The sequence below is a fragment of the Streptomyces sp. NPDC093260 genome, assembly GCF_040683715.1.
Classification (GTDB): domain Bacteria; phylum Actinomycetota; class Actinomycetes; order Streptomycetales; family Streptomycetaceae; genus Streptomyces; species Streptomyces sennicomposti.
Genome location: NZ_JBFBEK010000018.1, coordinates 10,369 through 31,759, shown reverse-complemented (window position 1 = coordinate 31,759; position 21,391 = coordinate 10,369). Strand labels below are relative to the sequence as shown.

General features: G+C 74.0%; 17 protein-coding genes. 8 read left to right on the top strand and 9 right to left on the bottom strand.

What is annotated here, in order from left to right:
- Nucleotides 1-245 precede the first annotated feature (245 nt).
- The 3 genes from AB0N63_RS22760 to AB0N63_RS22750 form a co-directional block, all read right to left on the bottom strand.
- Nucleotides 246-1,166, bottom strand: coding sequence for a carbohydrate ABC transporter permease (locus AB0N63_RS22760; protein WP_365530875.1), 921 nt, complete (start codon nt 1,164-1,166; stop codon nt 246-248).
- A 14-nt stretch (nt 1,167-1,180) separates the two neighbouring features.
- Nucleotides 1,181-2,173 (bottom strand): sugar ABC transporter permease, encoded by a 993-nt coding sequence (locus AB0N63_RS22755; protein ID WP_365530873.1) that lies wholly within the window; start codon nt 2,171-2,173, stop codon nt 1,181-1,183.
- A 266-nt stretch (nt 2,174-2,439) separates the two neighbouring features.
- Nucleotides 2,440-3,762, bottom strand: coding sequence for an extracellular solute-binding protein (locus tag AB0N63_RS22750; protein ID WP_365530871.1), 1,323 nt, complete (start codon nt 3,760-3,762; stop codon nt 2,440-2,442).
- A 900-nt stretch (nt 3,763-4,662) separates the two neighbouring features.
- Between AB0N63_RS22750 and AB0N63_RS22745 the strand changes: the two genes are divergently transcribed.
- Nucleotides 4,663-5,685, top strand: coding sequence for a LacI family DNA-binding transcriptional regulator (locus AB0N63_RS22745; protein WP_365530869.1), 1,023 nt, complete (start codon nt 4,663-4,665; stop codon nt 5,683-5,685).
- Nucleotides 5,686-5,864: 179 nt separating this feature from the next.
- Nucleotides 5,865-7,292 (top strand): GH1 family beta-glucosidase, encoded by a 1,428-nt coding sequence (locus tag AB0N63_RS22740; RefSeq protein ID WP_365530867.1) that lies wholly within the window; start codon nt 5,865-5,867, stop codon nt 7,290-7,292.
- Nucleotides 7,293-7,384: 92 nt separating this feature from the next.
- Here AB0N63_RS22740 and AB0N63_RS22735 read toward each other — a convergent pair whose 3' ends face one another.
- The 3 genes from AB0N63_RS22735 to AB0N63_RS22725 all read right to left on the bottom strand — a co-directional run bounded on the left by AB0N63_RS22735 (nt 7,385) and on the right by AB0N63_RS22725 (nt 11,102).
- Nucleotides 7,385-8,851, bottom strand: a complete 1,467-nt coding sequence (locus AB0N63_RS22735) for a cellulose binding domain-containing protein (RefSeq protein WP_365530865.1) — start codon at nt 8,849-8,851, stop codon at nt 7,385-7,387.
- Between the two features lie 173 nt (nt 8,852-9,024).
- The gene (locus AB0N63_RS22730; RefSeq protein ID WP_365530863.1) at nt 9,025-10,401 is read right to left on the bottom strand and encodes a HAMP domain-containing sensor histidine kinase; all 1,377 of its coding nucleotides are present in this window, start codon (nt 10,399-10,401) and stop codon (nt 9,025-9,027) included.
- Nucleotides 10,398-11,102 carry a response regulator transcription factor gene (locus AB0N63_RS22725; protein WP_043260864.1) on the bottom strand — a complete coding sequence of 235 codons (705 nt, stop codon included), beginning with the start codon at nt 11,100-11,102 and terminating at the stop codon, nt 10,398-10,400. Before AB0N63_RS22725 ends, AB0N63_RS22730 begins: the two co-directional genes overlap by 4 nt.
- Nucleotides 11,103-11,255: 153 nt before the next feature.
- Between AB0N63_RS22725 and AB0N63_RS22720 the strand changes: the two genes are divergently transcribed.
- Complete coding sequence (locus AB0N63_RS22720) at nt 11,256-11,786, top strand: hypothetical protein (protein WP_365530861.1); 531 nt, start codon at nt 11,256-11,258, stop codon at nt 11,784-11,786.
- Nucleotides 11,787-12,031: 245 nt separating this feature from the next.
- Here the strand turns inward: AB0N63_RS22720 and AB0N63_RS22715 are convergent, their stop codons facing one another.
- On the bottom strand, nt 12,032-12,901 hold the full coding sequence (locus AB0N63_RS22715; protein WP_365530859.1) for a fused MFS/spermidine synthase: 870 nt from the start codon (nt 12,899-12,901) through the stop codon (nt 12,032-12,034).
- Between the two features lie 105 nt (nt 12,902-13,006).
- Complete coding sequence (locus AB0N63_RS22710; protein WP_365530857.1) at nt 13,007-13,414, bottom strand: hypothetical protein; 408 nt, start codon at nt 13,412-13,414, stop codon at nt 13,007-13,009.
- Nucleotides 13,415-13,697: 283 nt separating this feature from the next.
- Here AB0N63_RS22710 and AB0N63_RS22705 point away from each other — a divergent pair, with 283 nt between their 5' ends.
- Nucleotides 13,698-15,296, top strand: coding sequence for a hypothetical protein (locus AB0N63_RS22705; protein ID WP_365530855.1), 1,599 nt, complete (start codon nt 13,698-13,700; stop codon nt 15,294-15,296).
- Nucleotides 15,297-15,328: 32 nt separating this feature from the next.
- Here the strand turns inward: AB0N63_RS22705 and AB0N63_RS22700 are convergent, their stop codons facing one another.
- Nucleotides 15,329-15,925: a histidine phosphatase family protein gene (locus tag AB0N63_RS22700; protein ID WP_365530853.1), complete on the bottom strand. Its 597-nt coding sequence runs from the start codon at nt 15,923-15,925 to the stop codon at nt 15,329-15,331.
- Nucleotides 15,926-16,141: 216 nt separating this feature from the next.
- On the opposite strand from AB0N63_RS22700, the gene AB0N63_RS22695 reads away from it, so the two are divergent.
- The 4 genes from AB0N63_RS22695 to AB0N63_RS22680 are packed head-to-tail and all read left to right on the top strand — an operon-like array spanning nt 16,142 to nt 21,198.
- Nucleotides 16,142-17,107, top strand: coding sequence for a phosphatase PAP2 family protein (locus AB0N63_RS22695; protein WP_365530851.1), 966 nt, complete (start codon nt 16,142-16,144; stop codon nt 17,105-17,107).
- A complete protein-coding gene (locus AB0N63_RS22690; protein WP_365530849.1) occupies nt 17,058-18,248 on the top strand; it encodes a hypothetical protein in 1,191 nt (396 codons plus the stop codon). Before AB0N63_RS22695 ends, AB0N63_RS22690 begins: the two co-directional genes overlap by 50 nt.
- Entirely contained in the window at nt 18,239-19,834 is a 1,596-nt protein-coding gene (locus tag AB0N63_RS22685) for a hypothetical protein (RefSeq protein WP_365530847.1), read from the top strand. Before AB0N63_RS22690 ends, AB0N63_RS22685 begins: the two co-directional genes overlap by 10 nt.
- A complete protein-coding gene (locus tag AB0N63_RS22680; RefSeq protein ID WP_365530845.1) occupies nt 19,831-21,198 on the top strand; it encodes an AAA domain-containing protein in 1,368 nt (455 codons plus the stop codon). Before AB0N63_RS22685 ends, AB0N63_RS22680 begins: the two co-directional genes overlap by 4 nt.
- The last annotated feature ends 193 nt before the right edge of the window (nt 21,199-21,391 follow it).

Genomic DNA, 21,391 nt, shown 5'->3' with positions numbered 1-21,391 from the left:
TCTTCCGCGGGCCGTACCGGACGGGGGCGGCCGGCCGGTGTGCCGGACAGGAGGCCCTCCGGCGTACGGGGGCCGGAGCCGGGCGGGACCGGCACGGCGGGTCCGGGGCTCGCCCGGACCGGTGCACCGAGTCGCCCGGCGGAGGCGGAGGGGCAGGGGGGCGGGAGGCGGCCGGGGATGACGACCCGTACCGTGTCCGAGCGTCCCGCGCGCGTCCGCGCACCCGCCCGCCCCGCAGCGCCTCCTCAGCCCTTGACCGCCCCCGCCATGATCCCCCCGACGATCTGCTTGCCGAAGATCACGAAGACCAGCAGCAGTGGCAGCGTGCTGATCAGCGCGCCCGCCATGACGATGCTCTGGTCGGGGGTGTAGGAGGCGCTGAGCTGCCCGAGCGCCACCTGGAGGGTGGGGTTCTCCTGGTTCAGGGCGAGGAACGGCCAGAAGAAGTCGTTCCACGCCTGGACGAAGGTGAGCATGCCGAGCACCATCATCGCGGGCCGGGCGGCGGGCAGGACGACGTTCCACACGACACGGATGTTGCTCGCCCCGTCCACCTTGGCGGCTTCGATCAGCTCGTAGGGCAGCGCCTCCAGCAGGTACTGCCGCATGAAGAAGACGCCGAACGCGCCGACCAGGGTCGGGAAGATCACCGACTCCAGCTTCCCGCCCCATCCGATGTCGGACATCATCATGAACAGCGGGACGACGCTGAGCTGCGGCGGGATCGTCAGCGTGGCGATGACGGCGGTCATCAGCGCGCCCCGGCCGCGGAAGCGCATCTTGGCGAAGGCGTAGCCGGCCAGGGTGCAGAAGAACAGGGTGGCGGCGGTGATGCAGCCGGACACGATGACGCTGTTGACGATCGCCTTGCCCAGGTTGGCCTGTTCCCAGGCCGCTTGGAGGTTGTGCCACAGCTTGCCGCCGGGCAGCAGCGGGGGCGGGTTGTCGAGGACGCGTTGCTGGTCGTTGGAGGCGGCCACCAGCGTCCAGTACAGCGGGAACACCGAGCCGAGGCCGACGACGACCAGCGCGATGTAAGTGAACGGGCCGCCCTTGAGCTGCTGGCCGGCGCCGAGCTTGAAGCGGCTGCCGCCCTTGTGCGGGGCGGCGGCGGGCGGGGCCGGGACGAGTTCCGGCGCGGTGCCGGCAGGAGTGGTCGTGGTCATCGATATCGCTCCCGTCAGGCCGCGCTCTTGCGCACGAGGCGGCCGACGATCCAGTTGATCAGGGCGATGAGCAGCAGCAGGACGAGCATCGCCCAGGCGACGGCGGCGGCCGGGCCGAGATGCTGGAGCTTCCAGCCGTAGTTGTAGAGGTAGATGCTGAGCGTCTCGTACTGGTGCTCGCTGCCGCCGACGGCGCCGAGCGTGCCGCCCTGGAGCAGTAGCGGCTCGCCGAACAGCTGCATGGAGCCGATCGTCGAGATGACGATGGTGAACAGGATGGTCGGCCGCAGCGAGGGGATGGTCACCTTGCGGAACTGCTGCCAGCGCGAGGCCCCGTCAATCGAGGCGGCCTCGTACAGGTCGGTCGGCACGGCCTGCATGGCGGCCAGGTAGATGAGGGCGTTGTAGCCGGTCCAGCGCCAGATCACGATGATGGAGATGGCGATCTTGGAGGTCCACTCGCCGTTGCCCCAGTCGGTGTTTCCCGCGCCGAAGAAGTGCAGCACCCAGTTGAGGAAGCCGCCGTCGGCGCGGAAGACCAGGGCGAAAACCAGGGCGGCGGTGGCGACCGAGGTGGCGTACGGAGTGAGGATGACGGTCCGCCAGAAGGTGCTGGCGCGCAGCTTGTAGTTGAGCAGATGGGCCAGCCCCAGCGCCACGAGCAGCTGCGGGACGGTGGAGATGACGCCGATGACGAAGGTGTTCGTGACCGCCGTCCAGAACTCGGAGTCCTGGAGGATCCGGGTGAAGTTGTCGAGACCGACCCACTCGGACTGGTCCAGGCTCGTCATCTCCACCCGGTGCAGCGCGATCCAGCCGGTGTAGAGGAGGGGGTAGAGCCCGAAGGCGCCGAAGATCAGGAAGAAGGGGGCGATGTAGGCGTACGGCGACACCTTGTCGTCGAAGCGCCACAGCCGTGAGCGCCATGCGCTGTGGGGTTTCGAGGCGGTGCCGGTGCCGCCGGGCGGCGGGGTGTAGGCGCCCCGTGCGGGGGTTGTCGTTGCCACGGAGGGAGTCCTTCCCTGGAGGTCTGGCCGGGTACGGGGCGGGAGTCGGGTCCGGCGCACACGGCTCGGTGCGTACGACCCGGTGCGTACGGCGGCTCCGGTGCGTACGGCGGCTCCCGCACGGCCGGCGGTGGTCCCTCAGACGGGACCGGGGCCGCGGCGACGGCCGCCACACGGCTCCGCGCCCGCCGCGGCAGCCGTCGTGCGGCTTCGCGGGCGGGCGCGGTGCGGGCGGCCGGTCGGGCCGCCCGCACCCCGGGCGGTCGTCAGCCGATCGCCTTGTCGATGGTCTCGGTCGCGTCCTTCCAGGCCTTGTCGGGGCTGGTGCCGCGCTGCTCCATGTTGTTGATCTGCGTGGAGATCGCGTCCTTGATGACGCCGTCCTTCGCGCCGAGCACCGCCTCGGGGATGGACTTGGCCTCCTCGGCGTAGATCTCACCGATGGGGGCGTCGCTGAAGTAGGGGAGCTTGGCGGTCTTCACGCTGGCCAGTTCGTAGGCGCCCTTGTTGGACGGGAAGACGCCGACGGCCTTGAAGACGGCGGCCTGCTGCTCGGGCGCGGTCAGCCACTTGACCAGCTCGGTGGCCTCCTTGACGTGCTTGCCGCCCTTGGGCACGGCCAGGAAGGAGCCGCCCCAGTTGGCGGCGGTGTTGCCGGGCGCCCGGGAGATGTCCCACTTGCCCTTGAAGTCGTCGCCGGAGTAGGTCTGGATCTGCGCGGCCATCCACGCCGGGCATGCCATGGAGGCGATCTGGCCCTTGCGCAGCGCCGCCTGCCACGGGTCCTGGAACTGGGCGAGGCCACCGCTCAGCTTCTTCGAGGCGGCCTCGGCGGCCAGGTTCCAGCCCTGCTTGACGGAGTCGCTGTCCTTGTAGGCCGGCTTGCCGTCCGTGTCGTAGTACTGCTTGGCGGAGGAGCTGACGACCGCGTTGTACATCGCGCTCGCGGAGTCCATGAAGTAGGTGCCGGAGGGCGCCTTCGCCTTGTACTGCTCGCCGAGCTTGAGGTAGTCCTCCCAGCCGCCCGCGACGGCCTTGGCGACGGCCTCGCGGTCGGTGGGCAGGCCCGCCTTCTGGAAGAGGTCCTTGCGGTAGCACAGGGACATCGGGCCGATGTCGGTGCCCGCGCCGATCACCGTGCCGTCGGCAGCGGTCGCCTGCTTCTCCTTCCAGGAGACCCAGTCGCCCACGTTGATGGTCTTGCTCAGGTCGGTGAACTTGGCCGCCTGGGTGTCGACGACCTCCTTGATGCGGCCGACCTCGATGCCCGTGACGTCGCCCAGGCCGCTGCCCGAGTTCAGCTGCTGAAGGAGCTTCGGGTAGTAGTCCTGCTCGTTGGCGGTGGTCTCTTCCTTGACCGTGATGTTCGGGTGCAGCTTGTGGTACTGCTCGAACAGACCGGCTTCCTTGTAGCCGAACTGACCGAAGTCGGCCACTTTGAGGGTGATGTTCCCGTTGGAGTCCGAGGCGTCCGAGTCGCCGTCGTCGCTGCTGCAGCCGGTCAGCAGCAGGGCGGAGGCCGTCAGGACCGTCGTGGTCAGGGCCGCTGCTCTGCGGCCACGACCGCCGCCGGTACGGGTGATGCGCATTCCACTACTCCTTGTTCCAGTGGGGAACGGGACCTCAGGAATCAGACCGCCGGGGTTCGACGGCTCGGACCTGCCCTCTCGGATCGAGCAGCGGCCAGCCCACAGCACACGGAGTGCGGTGAAAAGGTGCTGGTCAACGGTGTGTCATGCGAGGCAGAGGGAAGGACCTTGGGTGGTTCGGTCCACACGGGAGGCAACTCCTACGTTTCCGTGGGACCGCTCCCACGCGGCATGTCCGGAAGACTCGTGGTTGCCGGGCCAGGTGTCAAGAGTTGAAAACGGCGTTGTTGCGCAAGCGTGTTCGGCGCGTCACGTGAATGTGTCTGGAACGGCGGCGACATCCGCCCGACACCGGCCGGACGCACACCGGATTCACGCAGGTCACAGACGGGCCGGTGGGGCCGGTCGCGGACCGGCGGGCGGCGCCGGGGCCGTGGCCGGATTTTTTCTGGGCCAGAATGAGGCGACCCCCGACCGACCGCCGGAAGGTGAACGATGAACTCCGCCGAGCACCGGCCCGAGGCCGCGGACACCCCGACCCCCACCCCTCCCCCTGGCCTGACCGCGGACGTCGCAGGTGCGGTGCGGGGCAGGGGCGTTCCGCGCACGTCCGGGTCCGGGGAGCTCCCGGGTCCGTTCCGGCCCGCGGAGGCGTCGAGTGCGGTGTCGGCTGTGGACGCGTCGGGCGCGGTGCCGGGCGTGGAGGTGTCGGGTGCGGGGCGGGAGGGGGGCCTTCCGCGCGCGTCCGGGTCCGCGGAGTTCCCGGGTCCGGCCCTGCCCGCGGACGCGTCGAGTGCGGCGACGGAGGCGCCGGACGTGGTGCCGGGCGTGGAGGCGTCCAGTGCGGTGCCGGCCGCGGGTGTTCGGCGTGCGGCCGTGTCGGCGGAGGTGCGGCGGCCGGTGCCGGCCGCGGAGGTGCGGCGGCCGACGCTGAACGCCGTGGCCGCGCGCGCCGGGGTCGGCCGCGGCACGGTCTCCCGGGTGATCAACCGATCCCCCAAGGTGAGCGAACGGTCCCGGGCCGCCGTCGAGCAGGCCATCGCCGAACTCGGCTACGTCCCCAACCGCGCCGCCCGCTCCCTGGTCACCCGCCGCACCGACTCCGTCGCCCTGGTCGTCCCGGACGCCGAGACCCGGCTCTTCTCCGAGCCGTACTTCTCGGAGATCATCCGGGGCGTGTCGGCCGGACTCGCGGGCGCGGGGATGCAGTTGCTGCTGGTGCTGGCGCGGGACGCGCAGGAGTACGCGCGGCTCGCCTCGTATCTGTCCGCGCAGCGGGTGGACGGCGTGCTGATGATGGCGGTGCACAGCGAGGACACGCTGCCCGACCGGCTGGAGGAACTGGCGGTGCCGACCGTGCTGGCCGGCCGCCGCAGCCACCGCGAGCCACTGGGGCACGTCCGCGCCGACAACAGCGGCGGCGCCCGGGTCGCCGTACGGCATCTGCTGGCCTCCGGGCGGCGGGCCATCGGCACCATCACCGGGCCGCTCGACATGGACGTCGCGCGGGACCGGCTCGACGGCTACCGCGAGGCGCTGCGCGAGTCGGGCGTCCCCGTCGAGGACGGCCTGATCGCGAGCGGCGACTTCACGGAGGAGGGCGGGCGCGCGGCCATGCGGGAGCTGCTGCGCCGCCGCCCGGACCTGGACGCCGTGTTCGCCGCGTCCGACGTGATGGCCTCGGGCGCGGTGCTGGAACTGCGCGCCGCGGGGCGCCGGGTGCCGCACGACGTCGCCCTGGTCGGTTTCGACGACTCGATCGTGGCCCGGCACATCGATCCCCCGCTGACCAGCGTGCGCCAGCCGCTGGAGGAGATGGGCCGCACCATGGCGAGCCTGCTGCTGGACGAGATCGCCCACCGCGGCACCGGCCACCGCGAGGTGGTCCTGCCGACGGAGCTGGTGGTACGCGAGTCGGCCTGACGGCGCGGCGACACGCGGGGCCCGGACGCACGGGCCCTTACTGGTCAGTACCGCGAACGGCCGTCGGCGGGCTCCGGCTTCGCCGGCGCCACGGACGCCCCGAACTGTTCCGAAACCCCCTTCCGCCGTGGGAGCGCTCCCATGCATAATGGGCGGACCCGACCCGTGGGAGCGATTCCATGCCCGAACCGTTGACCGTGTCCTTTCCACCAGGCTTCCTCTGGGGCGCCGCGACCTCCGCCTACCAGATCGAGGGCGCGGTACGGGAGGACGGCCGTACCCCTTCGATCTGGGACACCTTCAGTCATACGCCGGGCAGAACGGCCGGCGGCGACACCGGTGACATCGCGGTCGACCACTACCACCGCTACCGCGACGACGTGGCCCTGATGGCGGACCTCGGCCTGACGGCGTACCGCTTCTCCGTGTCCTGGCCGCGGGTGCAGCCCACCGGCCGCGGCCCCGCCGTCCAGACGGGCCTGGACTTCTACCGGCGGCTCGTGGACGAACTCCTCGCCCACGGCATCAAGCCCGCCCTCACCCTCTACCACTGGGACCTGCCCCAGGAGCTGGAGGACGCGGGCGGCTGGCCGGAGCGGGACACCGCGCTGCGCTTCGCGGAGTACGCGCGGCTCGTGGGCGAGGCGCTCGGCGACCGGGTCGAACAGTGGATCACGGTCAACGAGCCCTGGTGCAGCGCCTTCCTCGGCTACGGCTCCGGCGTCCACGCCCCCGGCCGCACCGAGCCCGTGGCCGCGCTGCGCGCCGCCCACCATCTGAACCTGGCGCACGGACTGGCCACTCAGGCCCTGCGCTCGGTGCTGCCCTCGCGCGCCTCGGTCGCCGTCAGCCTCAACTCCCAGGTGATCCGCCCGCTCTCACAGCACCCCGCGGACCTGGCGGCCGCGCGGCGGATCGACGACCTCGCCAACGGCGTCTTCCACGGCCCCCTGCTGCACGGCGCCTACCCGGCCACCCTGCTGGAGGCGACATCGTCCCTGACGGACTGGTCCTTCGTCCTGAACGGCGATCTGCGCGACATCCGTCAGCCGCTGGACGCGCTGGGTCTCAACTACTACACGCCCCAGATCGTCTCGTCCGTCGAGACCGCGCCGGCGGGACCGCGCTCGGACACGCACGGGGCGAGCGCGCACTCGCCCTGGCCGGCCGCCGACGACGTGGTGTTCCACCAGGTCCCGGGCGAGCGCACCGACATGGGCTGGACGGTCGACCCGGACGGCCTGCACGAACTGATCACGCGCTACACCCGCGAGGCGCCCGGCGTGCCGCTGTACATCACGGAGAACGGCGCCGCCTACGAGGACAAGATGGACGACGACGGCCGCGTGCACGACCCGGAGCGCATCGCCTACCTCCACGGCCACCTGGCCGCGGTGCGCCGCGCGATCGCGGACGGCGCGGACGTGCGCGGGTACTACCTGTGGTCCCTGATGGACAACTTCGAGTGGGCCTACGGCTACGCCAAGCGGTTCGGCGCGGTCCACGTGGACTACGCGACGCTCGCCCGGACGCCGAAGTCCAGCGCCCTGTGGTACGGGAAGGCCGCCCGGACGGGACAGTTGCCGCCGGTGGACGCGGCGGTCTGACGCCCGGCCGGGCGGCCGGGGAGGTGCGGGCGCGGCACACGGGAGTCGAGGGGGAGCGCCGCGCCCCACCGGCCGCGGGCCCGGGTGGTACGTCAGTTGTAGGAGCCGAACGCCTTGCTGAAGGCGAACGCGTCCTGGGTGATCGAGCTGCACGTGGCGTCCGCGGTGGGCTTGGCGCCGCCGGCGCACTGCTTGTCGCGGGTGGCGGACCACATGGAGAGCCACCCGAGGCCCTTGGACCTGGCGAGGTTCACCAGCTGGGTGGCGTCGTCCACCTTGAAGACCTCCGAGGAGACGTCGTTGACGCCGATCATCGGGGTGACGGCGACCGTCTTCCAGGCGGCGCTGTCGGACAGGGCGAGCACGCTCTTGATCTGGGCCTGGGTGGCGGTGGCGGCCTGCTCGGCGTAGGTGCCCATGTCGCCGTTGTAGGAGGCGCCGTAGTCCATCGCCATGATGTTGACGGTGGAGATCCTCACGCCGTTGGTCCTGGCGTTCGCCAGCAGGTTGACGCCGTCCTGGGTCAGGCCCTCGGGCATGACGGGCAGCGTGAAGGAGACGTCCAGACCGGGGTGCTGCTGCTGGAGCTTGGCGATGGCCTGGGCACGGCGGGTGTTGGCCGCGGTGTTCGGCAGCGCGCCGCCCTCGACGTCGAAGTCGACCTTGGTCAGCTTGTACTGGTCGACCGCCTTCCCGTAGGCCGCCGCCAGCGAGTCCGCCGAGGTGCAGGTGGTGGCCAGTTCGGAGCCGGACGCCCCGCCGAAGGAGACCCGTACGTCGCCGCCCTTGGCGCGCAGTGCGCCGATCTGGGCCGCCACCGCGTCGCCGGCGAGGTCGGTGACGCCGCCCCACTTGGGGGTGCAGCCGCCGCCGTCGGTGACGAAGGCGAGGTTGTAGTTCTTCACGCCCGTCGCGTCGGCGCTCGCGAGCAGGTCGAAGGCCGGGTAGAGGGAGGTGTCGACGTAGGGCGCGAAGCCCGCGGCCGCGGTGGTGCCCGTGCCGGTTCCGGTGCCCGTGCTCTGGGAGGCGGTGGGGGCCGGCGTCGAGGTGGGGGGCGGTGCGGTGATCTTGGTGGGAGTCGGGGCGGGAGCGGCGGTCTCGGTGGGGCGGCCGCTGGGCTCGGGGGTGGCGGCGCCGTCCGCGGAACAGGAGGCGCCGTCTATCCGGCAGCCGGTCGGGTCGCCGCTGCCGTCGACGACGAAGCCGACGGTGACCGACGCGCCGGAGGCGAGCCCGGCGGTGTCCCACTTGGCGGGCTTCACGGTGACGTGCCGGCCGCTGACCGTGGACTCGCCGTTCCACAGCGAGCCGAGCCTGGCCCCGGCCGGCAGGTCGAACTCCAGCGTCCAGTCCTTCTCCGTCCGGCCGCTGTCGTTGGTGACGACGTACTGCCCGGTGTAACCGGTCGACCAGTCGCTGGTCCTGGTGTACGCGGCGCCGACGCCGGCCGCCTGCGCGGTGGCGGTGAAGACGAGCGCGCCGCCGCCCACCACGGCCGCCGCGACGAGACCGCCGATCACCTTGTTCCTGCCACTGATCCTGCGCCGGTGCGTGCTCATCGTGCCTGCCTTCTCTGTTCACGAGGGGGGTGCGGTGCGGCAGCACGCTAGCGACCCGGAATCGGGCAATCCGCCTGATCCGGAACTCCGTTGAGCTTCTTAGGGTGCGCTTAAGGAGGGGATCGGGGACGGTTAAAGATCGCCGCGCGGGGCGGCCTCGCCCGCTCGCTCCGTCACTTCGCCACCAGTCGTCTGCGGCGCCGTACGGCTCCCCGGTGGCCGCGGCCGGCGGCGGGTCCGCGGCCGTCGAGCTGGAGCCAGATGCGCACCTCCGTGCCGCCGAGGACGGAGGAGCCGATCCGGACGTCGCCGCCCGTCGACTCCGCCAGCCGCCGCACGATGTCGAGCCCGAGGCCGGTCGAGCCGTCGCTGCCCGATCCGCTGCCGCGCCGCATGGCCGCGTCCGGATCGGGTATGCCGGGCCCCGCGTCGGAGACGAGCACGATCACCGCGTCGTCGCCGTTGTGCACGTCGACGGCGAACGCCGTGCCCTCCGGGGTGTGCCGGAAGACGTTGCCGAGCAGGGCGTCCAGCGCGGCGGCGAGGTCCGCCCGGGCCACCGGCACCCGTACCGGCCGCTCCACCCCTGCCAGCCGCCACTCGCGGCCCTCGTCCTCGGCGAGCGCGGACCAGAACCCCATCCGCTCCCGTACCACCTCGGCCGCGTCGCAGCCGGCGCCCGGTCCTGCGGCTGCCGTCTGCGGCTTGGCCTCCCGGGCGGTGCGGATGATGGTGTCCACCTCGCGCTCCAGCTGCGCCACCGCCGCCCGGGTCTGGTCGGCGGCCGGGCCGTCGCCGAGCGAGGCCGCGTTCAGCCGCAGCACGGTCAGCGGGGTGCGCAGCCGGTGCGAGAGGTCGGCGGCCAGCTCCCGCTCGTTGGCGAGGAGCTGCACGACCTGGTCGGCCATGGAGTTGAACGCGACCGCCGCCAGGCGCAGTTCGGTCGGCCCTTCCTCCGGCACCCGCGCGCCGAGCTGGCCCTCGCCCAGTTCGTGCGCGCCCTCCACGAGCCGCCGCGCGGGCCGCACCATCCGCACCCCGAGCCGGTCGGCGACGGCGACGGAGCCGACGACGAGCGCCACGCCGACTCCGGCGAGGACCGCCCACGCGGTGCCGACGCCGTTGCTCATCTCGGCCTCGGGGACGTAGACCTCGACCACCGCGATGGCCCCGGAGCTGAGCGCGACCGGCTGGAGCAGGACGGAGCCGCCGGGCGTGCCGGTGGTGGAGGCGCGGCCCATCCGCCGGACGGCCGCGATGTCCGCCTCGGCGGCCCGGCGGCGGCCGATGCCGACGGCCGGCTCGCCGTCGGTCGCCGGTATGTGCACGGCCATCTCCGTGTCCGAGCCGGCCGAGGCGACGACCCGTTCGAGCTGGTCGTGGTCGGTGGTGATGGACAGCGCGGGCGCCACGGCGGCGGCCTGGCGCTCGGCGTGGGAGAAGGCGCGATCCCGGGCCATCTCCCTGACGACCAGGCCGAGCGGGACGGCGAAGGCGACCACGACCATGGTGGTGACCGCCAGGCAGACCTTGACCAGGGCCCATCTCATCGCAGCGGCTCCGCTCCGGGCGGTTCCAGCTTCACGCCGACGCCCCTGAGGGTGTGCAGATAGCGGGGCCGGGCGGCGGTCTCGCCCAGTTTGCGGCGCAGCCAGGACAGATGGACGTCGATGGTCTGGTCGTCGCCGTAGGACTGCTGCCACACCTCGGCCAGCAGCTCCCGGCGCGCCACGACGACGCCGGGCCGGCCGGCCAGGAAGGCGAGCAGGTCGAACTCGCGGCGCGTGAGGTCCAGTCGTACGCCGTCCAGTTCGGCCTGGCGGCGCAGCGGATCGACGGTGAGGCCGCCGACGCGCAGGACGGGGGACGGCGCGGCCTCGGCCGGTCCGGAGCGGGCGCGGCGCAGCACGGCGGCCATGCGCGCGAACAGGTGCTCGACCGAGAACGGTTTGGTCAGGTAGTCGTCCGCCCCGGCGTTGAGCAGCCGGACCACCTCCGCCTCGTCGTCGCGCGCGGTGGCGACGATGACGGGCACGTCGGTGATGCCGCGCAGCATCTTCAGGGCCTCGGAGCCGTCCAGGTCGGGCAGTCCGAGGTCCAGGATGACGACGTCGAAGCGGAGGTGGGCGACCTCGCGCAGCGCCTCCAGCGCGGTGCCGACGCTGCGCACGGTGTGCGAGGCGTCGGTCAACTGCCGGATGAGCGCCGAGCGTACGAACTGGTCGTCCTCGACCACGAGCACACTTGCCATGCGCCGCACCGTACGCCATGGACGCGACGGCGGTGCGGGCCTGTGGACAACTCGGGCCGGGCCCCAGCCGCCTGTGGACGACTCCTTGTGGACCACCTCACGCCGCGCCCCTGACGCCGCCCCGGGCGGGGTGCGTGCGGCAGTATGACCGCGATGCACAGAGGACTCGTACACGTACTGGCATGGTCGCTCGCCACCGGTGCGGCGGCCACCCTGTCGTGGTGGGGCGTCCACACGGTGATGGCGGGCACGGCCTACGATCCGCCGCGCGCCCTGCCCATCACGGCGGCCGAGGCCAAGGCGAAGGGGCCGTCGCCGACCGCCTCCGCCACCCGTGGGCCGGCCGCGCCGCCGAGCACCCCGGCCGCCTCCCCCACCCCGCCCCGGACCTCCGCCGCCCCGCGCCCGCCGGCGTCCGCGCCCGCCGCGCGCACCACCCCCTCCCCCGCCGCGACCGCCGCCGGCCGGGTCAGGAGCTACGACACCGACGGCGGCCGGGTGGTCTTCGACCTCGGTCCGGCCGCCGCGACCCTGGTCTCGGCGACCCCGGGCACGGGCTGGTCGATGCAGGTGTGGAAGACGGCGTCGTGGATCCGGGTGGAGTTCACCTCGGGCGCCGACCGGGTGTCGGTCATCTGCACCTGGCACGACGGCCCGCCACGGGTGGAGGTGGGCACCTACTAGGTCTTTCGCCTGGATGAGGCCGGATCAGGGAGCGGGTCCGGTGAGGGGGGGCGCCTTCCACGCCGTTCAGGCAGTGGGGGAACCTCGCGAGGCGGAGGAGGGCGTCATGGCGGAGCCACGGCAACCGACGACAACGCCGCGAGGGGTGGTGCCAGGGCCCGCGAGCCCGGCAGGATCGAAACGAGAGGCCCTGGGAGCGCCGGTCCCGGCCCCGATCCGGCAGACGCCGCCCGCGGATGTGCGGTTCAGCGGAAGGCGGAGGGCGGCGGCGCCGGGGAGGCGACGGCCGCCGCGTCGATGACCGGGAGGGCGCCGCCGGTGAAGTCGGTTAGGGCGCGCCCGTGTTCGACGCGGCCCGGGTGCGGGTCGGAGGCGGCCCGGCGGGTCAGTTCGGCGACCGGCAGCGGCAGGTCGGAGGCGACGAGAACGGCGTTGCCGAAGCGTCTGCCGCGCAGCACGGTGGGGTCGGCGACCAGGGCGAGTTCGGCGAACCGGGCGGCGGCGGTGGCGATCTGGCCGCGCAGATGGGCCAGCGGCGGCCCGTCGGCGAGGTTGGCGGCGTAGCGCCCGCCGGGCTTCAGCGCCCTGCGGACCTCGTCCAGGAACTCCGTGGAGGTGAGGTGGGCGGGGGTGCGGGCGCCGCTGAACACGTCCGCTATGACGAGGTCGGCCCAGCCGTCGGGCACCTTGGCGAGTCCGGCGCGGGCGTCGGCGGACCGTATCCGGATGCGCGCGTTCGCGTCCAACGGCAGCTCACGGCGCACCAGTTGGACGAGGGCCGCGTCACGCTCGACCACCTGCTGGGTGGAACGGGGGCGGGTGGCGGCGACATAGCGGGCCAGGGTGAGCGCGCCGCCGCCGAGGTGGACGGCGTGGACGGGCTTGCCGGGCGGCGCGGCCAGGTCGATGACGTGCCCGAGCCGGCGCTGGTACTCGAAGGAGAGGTGCGCCGGGTCGTCCAGGTCGACGTGGGACTGCGGGGCGCCGTCGATCAGCAGGGTCCAGCCGCGCGGCCGCTCCCGGTCGGGGACGAGTTGCGCGAGGCCGCCGTCCACCCGCTCGCTGACGGCTTCGACGGCGCCCCGCTCACGGCGGGGACTCCTGGACCTTCCCATGGGGCCATTGTCGCAAGCCGCGAGGGAGGCACGGGCGGGCGGTGACGGTGCGTACCCGCGCGGGGCGGTACGGGCGAACGGCGCCGGGGCGTCACGTCCGCGGGGTCAACGGCAGCTGTCGGCCGCAGCGATCAGCCGGGCCGCCTCGCCCAGGGCGCGGCGCAGTACGGCCGGGTCCGTCGCCGGGTCGGCCTCGTCGGGCGGGAGGAGCCAGTCCGAGCCCTCCACGGGCGGTTCGGGCGCCAGGCGCAGGCCCCGTCCGTCGGTGCCGGTGCAGGTGCTGCCCGGCACGTCCCAGCCCTCGGCGGTGCCCGCCGGCACCACGAAACCCAGGGTGTCGCCGCCGTCGTCGTGCAGCACGGGGCCCACCGCCTCGCCCGTCCCGCGGCGCAGGATGTCGACCGCCTCCAAGCCCTGTCGCGCCGGCACCGTCACCAGGTCGCACCCGGTCCGCGCTGCCGGCGGTGGACACGGATCGACGCTCCCACTGGTTCGCGTCCCGGCCTCCACCACGGATACCCCTCCTAGTGAGTCGACGGGCGGGAGCCGGGCTGGCTCCCGGCCCATGGGGTACAACGCGGCGGCGCGTCAACGGCTACGGCCGAAGACAGCCTCAAAGGATGGCAGTTCATGGCAGATCACGGAGGGGATATCCGGTTTGTGGCCAAACTCCGCGTGGCGGAGCGGACACAGCGGGTACGTTCTTGCTCGCCGGAAACAGGGTGTCACCGGGATGACCCGGACAACTCACCCCGTGTCCGGCATGGTTCGACGGTTCGCACGAGAGGGCCCGGCCATGGCGTCGTCAACGGTGACCTCGTCCCCGTCCCCCCGGCCACCGCGGCCGAATCTCGTCTTCCGGCGCCTGCGCGGACAGCGCTCGCCGGCCGAGTTCGCCGCGGCGGTACGGCGGGCCGCCCGCGAGATCGGTGAGCGGGTCAGCTGTGACGCCCGCTACATCGGCCGGGTGGAGGCGGGCGAGATCCGCTGTCCCAACTACGCCTACGAACGCGTGTTCCTGCACATGTTCCCCGGCCGGACGCTCGCCGACCTCGGGTTCGCACCCCGCTCGTCCGTCCGCGGACGGGCGGCGCGCACGCCCGGGGACGACGCGCCCCCCGCGCACACCACGAGCCCGGAACGCGCCCCGTCTGAAACGCGGAGCGCGGGCCACCCGTATCACGCCCATGAAGGACGGGAACCGCGCGACACCGCGGCCCCGCCGGCCGGACAGGACCAGGCGGACCGGATGGACCGGCCCGGCCGCAACGACCGGGACACCCGGACCGACCGGGCCGACCGGCGAACCCGGCCGAACCGGCCGGACCCGCACGACCGGCAAGACCCGTACCACCCGCACGAAGACCACGAGGAGAGCGACGTGCTGCGTCGCGCATTCATGACCCGCTCCGGCGCCACCGTGGCCGCCGTCTCGCTGGGTCCCCTGGGGCTCGCCCTCGACGCCTCGGCCGCGGACCGGCAAGTTGGCCGCGCCGGCACGAGCGACGCGGGCGCCCTGGAAGAGGCCGTCCGCAGGATCCGGCTGCTCGACGACCGGCACGGGGCGGACGGCCTCTACCGGCGCGCGGCCGCGCCCCTGCGCGCCGCCTACGCGCTGCTGGACGCCGGGGCGACCCGGCAGGCCACCGCCGACCGGTTGCACTCGGGCGCCGGTGAGCTGGCGATCTCGGTGGGCTGGCTGGCCCATGACTCGGGCCGCTTCGACGACGCCCGTTCGCACTACGCGGAGGCGCTGGCCACCGCGCGCATGACCGGGGACGCGGGCCTGGAGGCGCACGCGTTCTGCAACACGGCGTTCCTGGCCCGGGACGCGGGCCGCCCGCGCGAGGCGGTGCGCGCCGCGCAGGCCGCGCAGCGCGTCGGCCGGGAGCTGGGGTCCGCGCGGCTGATGTCGCTGCTCGCGCTGCGCGAGGCGGGCGGCTGGGCCGGGCTAGCCGACCGCACCGCCTGCGCGCGGGCGCTCACCCGCGCGCAGGCGCTCTTCGGACGCGGCCCCTCGGACGCCGACCCGGAGTGGATGACCTTCTACGGCGCGGCAGAGCTGGAGGGTCTGGAGGCGCAGTGCTGGTCCACGCTCGGGGACTGGCCGCGGGCGGCGCTGCACGCCCGGCGCGCGGCCGAGCTCCAGGACCCGCACTTCACCCGGAACATCGCCCTCTACACGGCCGAGCTGGCCGACGACCTCGCGCGCGGGGGGCGTCCCGACGAGGCAGCGACCGCCGGGATGAAGGTCCTCGACCTGCTCGACCAGGTGCAGTCCTCCCGCATCCAGACGATGCTGGCGGGCACCGCGCGCGTGCTGCTGCCGCACCGGCGCGCCTCCGGGGTGTCGGCGTTCCTGGAACGGCACGCCTCGGCACCGCGGACGGCGTGAGCGGAGCGCGGAGGACGCGGCCCGCGCGGGGACTACGCCGCCAGATGGCCCACGTCGTTCCAGTGGTGCAGGGCCGGCTCGCCGTAGGCCCAGCCCAGCACCGACAAGGACGTCGGGTTGAGCCGGAGGCGGGCCGCGAAGTCGATCGGCAGGCCGAGCCAGCGCGCGCCGATGGAGCGCAGGATGTGCCCGTGCGCGAAGACCAGCACATCGCGGTCCTCGGCGCGCGCCCAGGCGACCACCTCGTCCGCGCGGGCCGTCACGTCGGCGGTCGTCTCCCCGCGCGGGACGCCGTCGCGCCAGATCAGCCAGCCGGGCCGCTCGTCCTGGATCTGCTGCGGGGTCATCCCCTCGTAGGCGCCGTAGTCCCACTCCATGAGCGTGTCCCACGGGGTGGCGCGGTCGCCGAAACCGGCCAGCTCGCAGGTCTCCCGCGCGCGGAGCAGCGGGCTGGTGCGCACCTCGACGCCGGGCAGGCCGTCGAACGGCGCCCGGTGCAGCCGCTCGCCGAGCAGCTTCGCGCCGCGCCGGCCCTCGTCCAGCAGCGGCACGTCGGTCCTGCCGGTGTGCTTTCCGGACAGCGACCACTCGGTCTGTCCGTGCCGGGCCAGCAGGATGCGCGGTGCCATGAGGAGCCCTTCCGGGAAAAAAGTCAGATCTTCAGACGGAACGCTCCCATCATCGCGCACCCTGGTCGGGGGCCTCCCCGGGGCAACCCGGACGGCGGTCGTCGCGTCTTCGAGGGCCGGGGGCGCTCCCCGCACCGGGGCGCATGCCCCGTAAAGTGACACGACCGACCGGGGATCACCGGGCGCCGCAGCGACCAGAAGGGGGAGGGGCATCGGATGCCTCAGACCAAGGCACCGGCACCCGCACCACGCACCGAGGCCGCCCAGCGCACCCGGCTGCGCTGGTGGACCGAGCTTCCGCTGATCGTGCTGGTGTACGCCTGCTACTCCGCCGGCCGGCTGCTGGTGCGCGGCGACGTCGCCTCCGCCGTCGACCACGGCCTGGCGCTGCTGCGCTTCGAGCAGACGCTGCACCTGAACGCCGAGCACCCGCTCAACCGCCTGTTCACCCGCGAGCCCTGGCTCGGCGTCCCGGCCGACTTCTGGTACGCCTCGCTGCACTACGTGGTGACGCCCGCGATCCTGGTGTGGCTGTTCCGGGCGCGCTCCCAGCTCTACCGCGCGGCCCGCACCTGGCTGATGACCTCGACGTTCATCGGCCTGATCGGCTTCACCCTGCTGCCGACCTGCCCGCCGCGCCTGCTGTCGTCCGAGTACGGCTTCGTGGACACCATGGCCCAGTACAGCTCCTACGGCTGGTGGGGCGGCGAGGCCAGCGCCCCGCGCGGCATGGGCGGCATGACCAACCAGTACGCGGCGATGCCGAGCCTGCACGTGGGCTGGGCGCTGTGGTGCGGCGTGATGCTGTGGCGGCACGGCGGCACCCGGTGGGCGAAGGCGGCCGGCATCGCCTATCCGCTGCTGACCGCGATCGTGGTGATGGGCACCGCCAACCACTATCTGCTGGACGCGGTCGCCGGAGTGGCTGTGATGGCCGTCGGCCTGTTCCTCGGGCCGTACGTGACCCGGGCCGCGGACCGGGTGCGGACGCTGCTCGCGGCCCGCGTCCCGGCCCTCGCGCCGACCCCGGCGGGCTCGGGTTCCGCGATTGTCAGTGGCGGGTGCCAGACTTCGGCGGGTGAGCGAATTCCACGGCAGCGCGAAACACGGTTCGGGTCCGGAGCCGAGCCGGGTGCCTCCTCCCAGGACTCGGGGGACGGCGCTCCGGCGGCCGCTCGCTGAACTGCGCGGGCCGGGCGTGCCGGCCCGGGCGCTGGACGCCCGCGCGCTGGCGGCGCTGGCCGCGAACCCGGGCTGCAGGCGGCGCGCGCTCCTGGACGGCGCGGGCGTGGACAAGGCGGCGCTGGCGGGCGCGATCGGCGCGCCCTCCGCGTTCGGCCAGTCCCAGTTCGCCCTCACCCGGGGCAACGCGTTCGAGGCGCGGGTCAAGGCCGACGGCGGCGCCGAGCTGCTGCGCCTGGTCCACCGGCGGCTGGACCCGGCCGCCGAACCGCCCGAGCGGGCCGAGCTGCCCGAGCTGAGCGCCGCGGGCCCCGAGGGGCGCGCGGAGCGCACGGCGCTGGCGCTGCGCGAGGCGACGGCGGCCGGCGCGTGGACGCTGCTGGACCATCCGATGCTCGCCCTGGAGGTGGCCGGCTCGCCCGCCTTCCTGGAGCCCGACGCGGTGGTAGTCCACCCGGACGGCAGCTGGACGGTCGTGGAGATCAAGTCGTTCCCGATGCTGGACGGCTCGGCCGATCCTGCGAAGGTCGGCGCGGCGGCGCGGCAGGCCGCGGTGTACGTGCTGGCGCTGGAGCACGCCGCCGCCCGCCTCGACCCGGCGCCCCGGGTGCGGCACCGCGTCCTGCTGGTGTGTCCGAAGGACTTCTCCAACCTGCCCACCGCCTCCGCCGTGGACGTGCGCAAGCAGCGCGCCGTGACCGCCCGCCAGCTGGCGCGCCTCACCCGCGTCCAGGACATCGCCGACGCGCTCCCCGAGGGCACGTCCTTCTCCCCGGAGCTGCCCGCCGAGGAGCTGATCACCGCCGTCGAGGCGGTGCCCGCGGCGTACGCGCCCGAGTGCCTGGCCGCGTGCGAGCTGGCCTTCCACTGCCGGGCGCGCGCCCGCGCGCGGGGCGCGGTGACCGCGCTGGGCCGTTCGGCGCGCGCCGAGCTGGGCGGCCTGTCCACGGTGGACGACGTGCTCGCGGCGGCCCGCGGCGAGGCGGGCGACCCGGACGACCCGGCGGTGGCCGCCCTGCGCAGGGCGGCCCTCCTGCGGGCGGAGGCCCTCGCCGGACACCGCCCGGCGACGCTCCCCGGCGGCCACCGGCAGGGCACCCTGGAACAGGACGGCGAGCGGCGGGAGGCGGTATGTCGCTGATCACCACCCTCGCCCGGCTGGAGGCCGTGCACAACGGCCGGGCGCAGCCCGCCGCGACCGTGCGGCACCGGCACCTGTCCGACCGGCCACTGGTGTTCGTGCCGCTCACCACCGCCGGTGAGGCGGGCGCCCCGCTCGGCGCGCTGGTCGGCACGGACCGGGACGCGCCGCGGCTGCTGGCCGTACCGCAGCCGCGCGACCGCGACCTCAGGTTCGCGTTCCTCGCCGAGCTGGCCGACGTCATGCTCCCCTACGTCGACTCCTTCGCCGAGTCGGTGGAGGCGGCTGAGCGCACCGAGACCGACCCGGAGACCGGCAAGCGGGTCAAGGTCGAGGTGGAGCTGTGCGCGGACGCGCCCCAGCTGATCGTGCCGAGCCGCGCCGGCATCGACCTCGTCCGGCTGCTCGGCCGCTCCATGCGGTTCCGGCGCACCGCCGAGCAGGACCCCGAGACCCCGCATCCGGCGCCGCCCAGGGTGCCGCTGCTGGGGCGGTGGCTGACCCACTTCGGGGAGCGGGCGCGGGTGCCCGGCTCCTCGCTGCTGCTGGCCCTGAGCGACGTACTGGCCCGGCACTGGACCACCGGACAGTCCGGTCTGGAGGACCAGCACCTGGGGGCGCTGCTGGCGTGGATCGCCCCGCCGGACGGCGGCTCGGGCGCCGAGGCCGCGCTGCGTGCCGAGCTGGAGCGGGACGCGGCCGGCCAGCTGCGGTGCCCGCCGGCGGGCCCGGCCACCGACCCGGCCTTCGACAACAAGCTGCTCGCGCCCGCCATCGAACGCTACGACCGGGCCCGCCAGGCCCTCGCCGCCGCCGAGGACGGCATGGCGGCCGACGACCGGCTCGGCGCGGTCACCGCGGCCGAGCGCGACATCCTCGCTCTGGTGGAGACGTGCGCGCTGCCCACCTGGGAGAAGGTCTGGGACGGCCTGGACCTGCTGCGGACGCTGCCCGAGGGCGCGCACGTGGCGGAGCGTTGGACGCGCGACCGCTGGTCGTTCACCGGGCACCGCGACCGGATCACCGCCGGGGAGCCACCGCAGCCGCGCCGCGACGACGCGGTCACCGCCGCCAACAAGCTGGCCGCGCGCGAGCGCGAGCAGGCCCGCCTCGACGCACAGGAGGCGCTGGACGACCCGCTGGTGATGGCGGGACGGCGGCTGGCCGGGGAGGCGTTCGCGGGCGAGGTCGTCGAGGTCGTCATGGCCTACAGCGAGGGCAGGCGGCCCAGCCCCCGCCCGCTGGTCACCGTGCGCACGGACGACCGGCCGCACCTCGGCGAGCGGGCGAAGGTGTACCGCTCGCTGAACGGCAGGCCGCAGTCGGCGGAGTTCGTCGCCGCGGAGGACGACGGCACACTGGTCGTGCTGCGGGTCCTGGACAAGATGGGCCGCGGCAAGGAGCCCGAGGCCGGTTCCGTGCCCGAGAAGGGTGACCGGGTGTGCTTCACGCTCTTCGAGCACGAGCAGCGCGGCGGCGCGAAGCTGCCCGACCCGGAGCAGACCCCCTGGACGCACGGCGGCCCGCCGGGCGAGGAGAGCGTCCCGGAGGCCCCCGACCCGGTGACCGAGGAGGACCTTCTGTGACCGCCCCCGTCCGCCCGACCGCCACCGGCCCGGAGCCGGCCTTCGACCCCGGCGCGGCCGCCGCCCGGGCCACCGGGGCGATCCTGCGCGACACCCTGCACGGCGCGCACCGCGGGGTGGTCGTGGACTCGCCGCCCGGCGCCGGGAAGTCGACGCTCGTGGTGCGCGCCGCGCTGGAGCTGGCCGCCGCCGGGCGGCCCCTGATGGTGGTCGCGCAGACCAACGCGCAGGTGGACGACCTGGTCCTGCGGCTCGCCGAGAAGGAGCCCGAACTGCCGGTGGGCCGCCTGCACAGCAGCGACGCCGACGCCTACGACAAGGCGCTGGACGGCCTGGCCAACGTACGGAAGTCCGCGAAGCCCGCCGACCTCGCCGGACTGGACGTGGTGGTGTCCACGGCCGCGAAGTGGGCGCATGTGAAGGTCGACGAGCCGTGGCGGCACGCGATCGTGGACGAGGCGTACCAGATGCGCTCGGACGCGCTGCTGGCGGTGGCCGGGCTGTTCGAGCGGGCGCTGTTCGTGGGCGACCCCGGTCAGCTGGACCCGTTCGCGATCGTCGGAAGCGAGCAGTGGGCGGGGCTGACGTACGACCCGTCGGCGTCCGCGGTGACGACCCTGCTCGCGCACAACCCGGAACTGCCCCAGCACCGGCTGCCGGTGTCCTGGCGGCTGCCGGCATCGGCGGCGCCACTGGTCTCGGACGCGTTCTACCCGTACACGCCGTTCCGCAGCGGTACGGCCGCCGGTGACCGGCGGCTCTCCTTCGCAGTGGCCTCGGACGGTTCGGGGCCCGACCGGGTGATCGACGAGGCCGCCGCGTCCGGCTGGGGCCTGCTGGAGCTGCCCGCGCGGCACACCCCGCGCACCGACCCGGAAGCGGTGCGGGCCCTCGCGACGGTCGTCCGGCGGCTGCTGGAGCGCGGCGGCGCGGCGACCTCGGAGCGGTCCGCGGACCCGGCGCCGCTGACCGCCGACCGGATCGCCGTCGGCACCGCGCACCGGGACCAGGCGGCCGCGGTGCGGGCGGCGCTCGCCGAGCTGGGCGTCACGGACGTCACCGTGGACACCGCCAACCGGCTCCAGGGACGGGAGTTCGACGTCACGGTCGTCCTGCACCCGCTCTCCGGCCGCCCCGACGCCACCGCTTTCCACCTGGAGACCGGCCGGCTGTGCGTCCTCGCCTCGCGCCACCGGCACGCGTGCATCGTCGTCTGCCGCGCCGGGGTGAGCGAACTCCTGGACGACCACCCGTCCACGGAACCGGTCCAGCTCGGGGTGACGGTGAAGTTCCCGGACGGCTGGGAGGCGAACCACGCGGTACTGGCCCGACTGCACGAACACCGGGTCAGCCGGCGACCCTGACCGAAGTGGCGAGCGTGGGGCGCGGGAACCGGCACGGTGCCGCCCACACACCGGACGGAGTCCGGCACGCCGCCGGAGGCGGCCGACGAACACAGTCCGGACGGCTGGGAGGCGAACCACGCGGTACTGGCCCGACTGCACGAACACCGGGTCAGCCGGCGACCCTGACCGAAGTGGCGAGCGTGGGGCGCGG